The following is a 6,078-nucleotide window of genomic DNA, read 5'->3' on the forward strand; positions in this document are numbered from 1 at the left end:
CCCGCAGGGGGAGGGAGAGGCTCTTCACGATCCCCACGGGCGCCGAGCTGAAGCGCGCGGCCCTGTTGTCTCTGTTCACCACCCTGGTGTGCCTGGCCTGGCCTCTGGCGGCCTTCGCCCAGGACGCGGCGGCGGGCGGGTCGGCGATCAATATCGACCTGGGCAGCGGCGCGGGGCTGACGCAGCGGGTGGTGCAACTGGTCGGGCTGATGACCGTGCTGTCGCTGGCGCCCTCCATCGTCATCATGACCACCAGTTTCGTGCGAATCGTCGTGGTCCTGTCGCTGTTGCGGACGGCGCTGGGGATGCAGCAGTCGCCGCCGAACGCCGTTCTGGTGTCCCTGGCCCTGTTCCTGAGCGCCATCGTCATGGCCCCGACCTGGCAGGACGCCTATGATTCGGGCATCCGTCCGCTGCTGGATCAGCAGATGGAACTGCCCCAGGCCTTCGATGCGGCGTCGGAACCTGTGAAAACCTTCATGCTGGCCCAGGTGGACCGCGGAGACCTGGCCCTGTTCACCCGTCTGAGCCGCGTGGAGGCCCCGGCCAACCTGCAGGAGCTGCCCCTGCGCGTGGTCACGCCGGCCTTCATGATCAGCGAGCTGAAGAAGGCGTTCGAAATCGGATTTCTCCTTTTCGTTCCGTTCCTTGTGATCGATCTGGTGGTCGCCAGCGTGCTGATGTCCATGGGTATGATGATGCTGCCTCCGGTGGTGGTGTCCCTGCCGTTCAAGTTGATCTTCTTCGTGCTGGTGGACGGCTGGAGACTGGTCGCCGGCAGCCTGGTCGAGAGCTTCCAGCGGGCGTCCGGAACCGGATAATCCCCGCCCCATAAGGCTTTGCGCCTTTTACCCGCTTGCAATACCGGACGAAATCCGTGTTGATCCACCGGTCCTCGCCCTGAATCGGGCGACTAACACTGGAAACGCTTCTTATGACCACTCAAGCCGAACTGATCGCCGCCGTCGCCAAGGACGCCGGTGTCTCGCAGGCCGACGCCGGCAAGGTGCTGACCGCCATCGTCGAAAACATCCACGCCAGCCTGAAGGCCGGCGGCGACGTGCGCATCTCGAACCTGGGCGTCTTCGACACCGCCGCCCGCGCCGAGCGTGAAGGCCGCAACCCCGCCACGGGCGCGACCATCAAGATCGCCGCCTCGAAGGCCGTCCGCTTCCGCGTCTCGAAGCCGCTGAAGGACGCCGTCAACGGCTAAGGTTTTTCCGGTCCCCTCGGGGACCGATCAACCGATTCAACGGGCGGGGGTCGCTGGGCGATTCCCGCCCGTTTCCTTTCGGAAGTCCTGTTTGGCGGCGTTGACCCAGCCGACGAAGGTGTCGGCGTTGGCCGACAGGGCGGCGAAATCGTTCGCCCCGGCCAGACCCGCCAGATTGTCGTCCAGGGCCACGCGGATCGCATTCGCTGACCGCGCCCGGGGGATGAAGGGCGAATACTGGCCGCGCAGACGATCCAGGGCGGCGGGGTTTCCACTCAGCGAATAGCCCACGCCGGCGCGAATCAGCCAGCTTTCCTCGGACGGGGTCAGGGGCGCCTCCGCCTGCTTGTAGCGGTCGCCCAGACGCGCTTCGTACAGGGGCGCGGCCTCGGCCCACTTCTGCTGTTTCCACAGGATGTCGCCGCGCACCTCGCGCGCCGGGGCGGACTGGTCGCGGTCCAGAACCTCCAGGGCGTGATCGTAGCGGCCCAGATCCATCAGGGCGCGGGCCTCCAGCGCCCGACGCTCGCTGTTGATGGCGTTGGGCAGCAGGGTGGTGCGCGAGCCCCAGATGGCCTGCAACGCCTTCTCCGGCTGACGGTCCATCAGATAAACGGTGGCCAGATCGGTGGCGACCTGGGCCTTGGCCACCCCGTCCAGCCGCTCGTCCACCTGGTGTTTCAGCAGTTCGGCGGCCTGGTCCAGCAGATCGACGTCGATCAGGCGGCGCGACAGACGGCGCACCATCTCGTCGCCGTCGGCGCCGATGGGGGTCAGTTCGCGGAAATCATAGAACAGGGCCAGGGCCTGAACCGGCTGCAAGCCGTCGGCCGCGCCTTCCAGGAACAGGGCGCGGAAGGCGTTGGACTGGTCGGCGTAGATCTCGGCGGCGCCGGGCACCCCGGACATCCGCTTGCCGGCGCCGCGCAGGGCGTCCAGGGCCTCGCGATAGCGGCCCTGCTGAAGATAGAGGTTGGCCAGTTTGCGGATGACGGCCAGTTCGGTGGCGTCGCCGCGCCAGCGCCACTTCAACTGCTCAAGCTGCTGGGCCGCCTGATCCGGCGTCAGGACGCCCTTGTCCAGCTCCAGACCGATGGCGCCCAGTTTGGCGGGGGTGGCGATGCCGTCCAGCGGCGCGCGGGCCACGGCCTTGTACACCGCCAGCGCCCGGTCCTTGTCGCCGGACAGTTCAAACAGCCGCGCCTGGACCACGCGCGCGGTCAGCTGATCGGCGGCCGAGGCGTTCTGGCTGAAGACATAGGCCAGCAGCTGGCGCGCGGCCGGCAGGTCGTTGGTCTGGATGGCGGCCAGGGCGTCGGCGGCGCCGAAGCGGGCGCGCCATTCCTTGGGGAAGTCGTCGATGACCGAGGCCCCGGCGGCGAAGGCGCGGCGCGCCCCCTCCCAGTCGCCCTGTTCGGCGGCGATATAGCCCTGCCAGACCTTGGCGGCGGGATCGTTCGACAGGGCCGAGCCGGCGAAATCGGCCTGGGCCTCCTCCAGACGGCCGACGCCGACGCGGGCGGCGCCGCGCAGGCCGCGCACTTCGGGCTCGCCCTGCATGTTGGGAGCCTTGGCGACCAGGGCGTTGATGACCCCGATCGCCTCATAGTTCAGGCCCGACCCGACCAGGAACCGGGCCAGGGCCATGCGCGCCGCGATGGGCGCGCGGGGATTGTCGGTTCCGGCGATGGTTTCCTGAGCCGCCGCGTCCTGCAGGCGGCGATAGCGTTGCGAGAAGCCGTCCTCGCCTGCGGTCGCCCATTCCTCCAGGATCAGGGCCGGATAGGCCGCCGGCTTCGGCGCGTCATCCTCATGGGCGGCGGCCTCCAGCGTCGCCGACGGCGGCGACAGGGTCAGGCCCTGCGGGCGGCTGAGGGTGACCAGATCGCCCGCCGCCTCGATCTTCAGATCGTCGGTCGTGGTCTCGACCGCCAGGCCCTGGGCGGTGGGGATCAGGCTGAGATCGACGGTGCTGCGCGTGCCCGAGAACCCCTTGCCGGGCGCCAGGGCGGTGACGGCGGCGAAACGGTCGCCGACCAGGGGATCCGTCAGCCAGACGGTCTTGGTCGCGCCCGCCATCCGCGCCACCAGGGTGGCCGAGCCGTCGTCGGAGCGGTCGATTTCGACGCCCGAGGCGCCGGCGGGCGGACCGCCGATGGTCACGGTCCAGGTTCCGCCCTGCCCTTCGGCCGCCACAGGCAGGCCGTCGGGAGCGGCGATGCGGACGGCGGTGTAGTCAGGGCCGGCGGCCCACCGGGCGTCCTTGGCCGGACCCAGGGCCTTGGCGCCGGTCAGGTCCATCTTGGCGGCGGTGTCGAACACGACCCAGACGGCCTCGCCTCGCCGGAAGACGGCGGCGCCCACCGGCGCGCCCCACTGGAAGGTCAGGACCGTCTTGTCCGGCGTCGAGACGGCGCGGACGGGCACGACGGAATTGATGGCCGCCGCCCGTTCTTCCGACGTCGGCTCGGGCGCCTTGCCCGGCGCGTAGAGGTTCAGCCAGACCGCGCCGTCAGCCGCGCCGGACCGGGCGTCGGCGCCCTCGGCCAGGGTGATGACCAGATCGGTCGTTCCGCCCCGCGCCAGCCGCGTCTCGACGGCCTTGACCCCCTCCGGCGGATCGACGCGCAGGCGCGAGACGTCCGGCGCGGCCGAGACGCCCAGGCGGACGATCACCTTGTCGCCCTCGCGCCGGACCTGGCTGCGCGCGCCGATGACGCCGCCGAATTCGACACGGGTGAATTCGCTGGATTGGCCGATGCTGATCGACAGCGGATCGCGCGACCGGCCGGCTTCCTGGGCCAGCGGCGCCAGAGGCGCGAACACGACCGCGCCGGCCGCGGCGGCGGCCACGGTCGACTTCAGGATACGCTTGCTGTGCGGGGTCCCGGACATATCCGTCGAGCCTTGCCCCACAAGCTCTTTAATCACGGTTAACCGACATTGACCGGGATTCTACGGATAGGACGGTTCGTCCGGCGACAGGCGGCGCGATCCGGCCCATGATGGGGCCATGACCGATTACCCGCGCCTGAGCACCCTGAAGACCGGCCTGGCCTGTCGCTGTCCCCGCTGCGGCGAGGGGGCGCTGTTCAAGGGCTATCTGACCCTGCGCGAATCCTGCCCGAAATGCGGGCTGAACTATGGGTTCGCCGATCCGGCCGACGGCCCCGCCTTCTTCGTCATGACGGCGGTGGGCCTGGTCGGGATGATCCTGCTGATGGTCTTCGACTTCAGCGTGAAGCCGCCCATCTGGGTGCACGCGGTTGTGACCCTGCCGATCCTGGTGATCATGTGCCTGGGCTGCCTGCGGCCGTTCAAGGCCTGGCTGGTGGCGGAGCAGTTCATCCACAAGGCCGCCCCGCCGGAGTTCTCCAGCAACGGTAAACACGGGGATTGAGGGCGGGGGCGCAGCCCCCCCTCTCACGCCGTCATCCTAGGGCTTGTCCCTAGGATCCATAATCCCGGTGCGTCCGCAGCGGGCACACATGTCAGGCGCCGGGAGTATGGATCCTCGCCACAAGGGCGAGGATGCCGGTCTTATGGGATAGGGCGGTCTTCGCCCGAACCTTGCACCTCAGTCGATGCAGAGCGTCGGGCCGGCCTTGCCGTCCTCGACCGGCGTATTGCAGCCGAAACGGTCGCTGTCAGCCTGGCAGACGCCGGTCGTCGCCGCGCCCGGCGCGAGGCCGCTGTTGCCTTCGACGCGGCAGTCGCCCTGGCATTGGTCGCCGTCGGTGCAGGACTTGCCCGCGTCGGCGTAGCTGATCACGCACTGCCAGGACTGCATCCGGCCGACCTGTTTCATCGTGCCGCCCCGCGTGGCGCAGGCCGAGGCGTCGGCGCTCTGCATCGGGGCGTCGGAGCCGGCGCCTGTCGTCTGAGGGGTGCAGGCGGCGGCCAGCAAGGCGGCGCCGGCGATGAGAGCGATACGGATCATTTGACCTGTCCTTTTGCGAAGCCTGACCAGACGTCGTCGTAGTCGAGCTGCATCTGCGGTGATTCCGACGCCCATTTCGTGACCCGGATCGGCGCCCGGGTCTCAAACATGAAGGCCAGGGTGTCAGTGATCTTGTGCGGTTTCAGTTCCGCCTGGATCGCGCCCTCATAGCTGGCCTGGTCGGGGCCGTGGCCGCTCATCCGGTTGTGCAGGCTGGCGCCGCCGGGCGCGAAGCCGCCGGCCTTGGCGTCATAGGCGCCGGTCACCAGGCCCATGAACTCGCTCATGACGTTGCGATGGAACCAGGGCGGGCGGAAGGTGTGCTCGGCCACCATCCAGCGCGGCGGGAAGATGACGAAGTCGATATTGGCCGTGCCCGGCGTCTCGGACGGGCTGGTCAGGACGGTGAAGATCGACGGGTCCGGGTGGTCGTAGCTGACGGTGTTGATCGTGTTGAACCGCGCCGTGTCATAGCGGCAGGGCGCCAGATTGCCGTGCCAGGCCACCACGTCCAGCGGGCTGTGCGCAAAGGTCGTGGCCCACAGACGGCCGCCGTACTTCTGGACGCACTGGGTCGGGCGATCGACGTCCTCATAGGCCGCGACCGGGGTTTCGAAGTCGCGCGGATTGGCCAGGCCGTTGGCGCCGATCGGCCCCAGGTCCGGCAGGCGGAACGGGCTGCCGTAATTCTCGCAGACGTAACCCCGAACGGGTCCGTCGATCTCGACGCGGAAGCGGACGCCGCGCGGGATCAGGACGATGTGGCCGGGCTGGGCCTCGATCACGCCCATCTCGGTGACGAAGCGATGGGCGCCTTGCTGGGGCACGATCAGCAGTTCGCCGTCGGCGTCGTAGAAGACGCGGTCGATCATCGAGCGATTGGCGACATACAGGTGGACGCCCGCCCCGCCCCCGGCGTCGGGAT

General features: G+C 69.0%; 6 protein-coding genes. 3 read left to right on the forward strand and 3 right to left on the reverse strand.

What is annotated here, in order from left to right; translation table 11 throughout:
* Nucleotides 1-29 precede the first annotated feature (29 nt).
* The gene (gene fliP / locus ER13_RS15445; RefSeq protein ID WP_035310672.1) at nt 30-821 is read left to right on the forward strand and encodes a flagellar type III secretion system pore protein FliP; all 792 of its coding nucleotides are present in this window, start codon (nt 30-32) and stop codon (nt 819-821) included.
* A gap of 113 nt (nt 822-934) precedes the next feature.
* On the forward strand, nt 935-1,213 hold the full coding sequence (locus ER13_RS15450; RefSeq protein ID WP_008263548.1) for an HU family DNA-binding protein: 279 nt from the start codon (nt 935-937) through the stop codon (nt 1,211-1,213).
* Between the two features lie 36 nt (nt 1,214-1,249).
* Here ER13_RS15450 and ER13_RS15455 read toward each other — a convergent pair whose 3' ends face one another.
* Nucleotides 1,250-4,108: a lipopolysaccharide assembly protein LapB gene (locus tag ER13_RS15455; RefSeq protein ID WP_035310666.1), complete on the reverse strand. Its 2,859-nt coding sequence runs from the start codon at nt 4,106-4,108 to the stop codon at nt 1,250-1,252.
* A gap of 118 nt (nt 4,109-4,226) precedes the next feature.
* Between ER13_RS15455 and ER13_RS15460 the strand changes: the two genes are divergently transcribed.
* Nucleotides 4,227-4,613 (forward strand): DUF983 domain-containing protein, encoded by a 387-nt coding sequence (locus ER13_RS15460; protein WP_008260146.1) that lies wholly within the window; start codon nt 4,227-4,229, stop codon nt 4,611-4,613.
* Between the two features lie 177 nt (nt 4,614-4,790).
* Here the strand turns inward: ER13_RS15460 and ER13_RS15465 are convergent, their stop codons facing one another.
* Both ER13_RS15465 and hmgA read right to left on the reverse strand, forming a co-directional pair.
* Nucleotides 4,791-5,153 carry a hypothetical protein gene (locus tag ER13_RS15465; RefSeq protein WP_035310668.1) on the reverse strand — a complete coding sequence of 121 codons (363 nt, stop codon included), beginning with the start codon at nt 5,151-5,153 and terminating at the stop codon, nt 4,791-4,793.
* Nucleotides 5,150-6,078 (reverse strand): homogentisate 1,2-dioxygenase (hmgA, locus tag ER13_RS15470; protein WP_035310670.1); only part of this gene is annotated, 929 nt, incomplete at its 5' end. The genes hmgA and ER13_RS15465, both read right to left, overlap by 4 nt.

The sequence above is a fragment of the Brevundimonas sp. EAKA genome, from assembly GCF_000698025.1.
GTDB classification, from domain to species: domain Bacteria; phylum Pseudomonadota; class Alphaproteobacteria; order Caulobacterales; family Caulobacteraceae; genus Brevundimonas; species Brevundimonas mediterranea_A.

What these genes read in the sequence shown, in the direction of transcription:
- ER13_RS15450 (WP_008263548.1), top strand. Translation starts at nt 935, where the DNA reads ATGACCACTCAAGCCGAACTGATCGCCGCCGTCGCCAAGGACGCCGGT.
- ER13_RS15460 (WP_008260146.1), top strand. Translation starts at nt 4,227, where the DNA reads ATGACCGATTACCCGCGCCTGAGCACCCTGAAGACCGGCCTGGCCTGT.
- ER13_RS15455 (WP_035310666.1), bottom strand. Translation starts at nt 4,108, where the DNA reads ATGTCCGGGACCCCGCACAGCAAGCGTATCCTGAAGTCGACCGTGGCC.
- ER13_RS15465 (WP_035310668.1), bottom strand. Translation starts at nt 5,153, where the DNA reads ATGATCCGTATCGCTCTCATCGCCGGCGCCGCCTTGCTGGCCGCCGCC.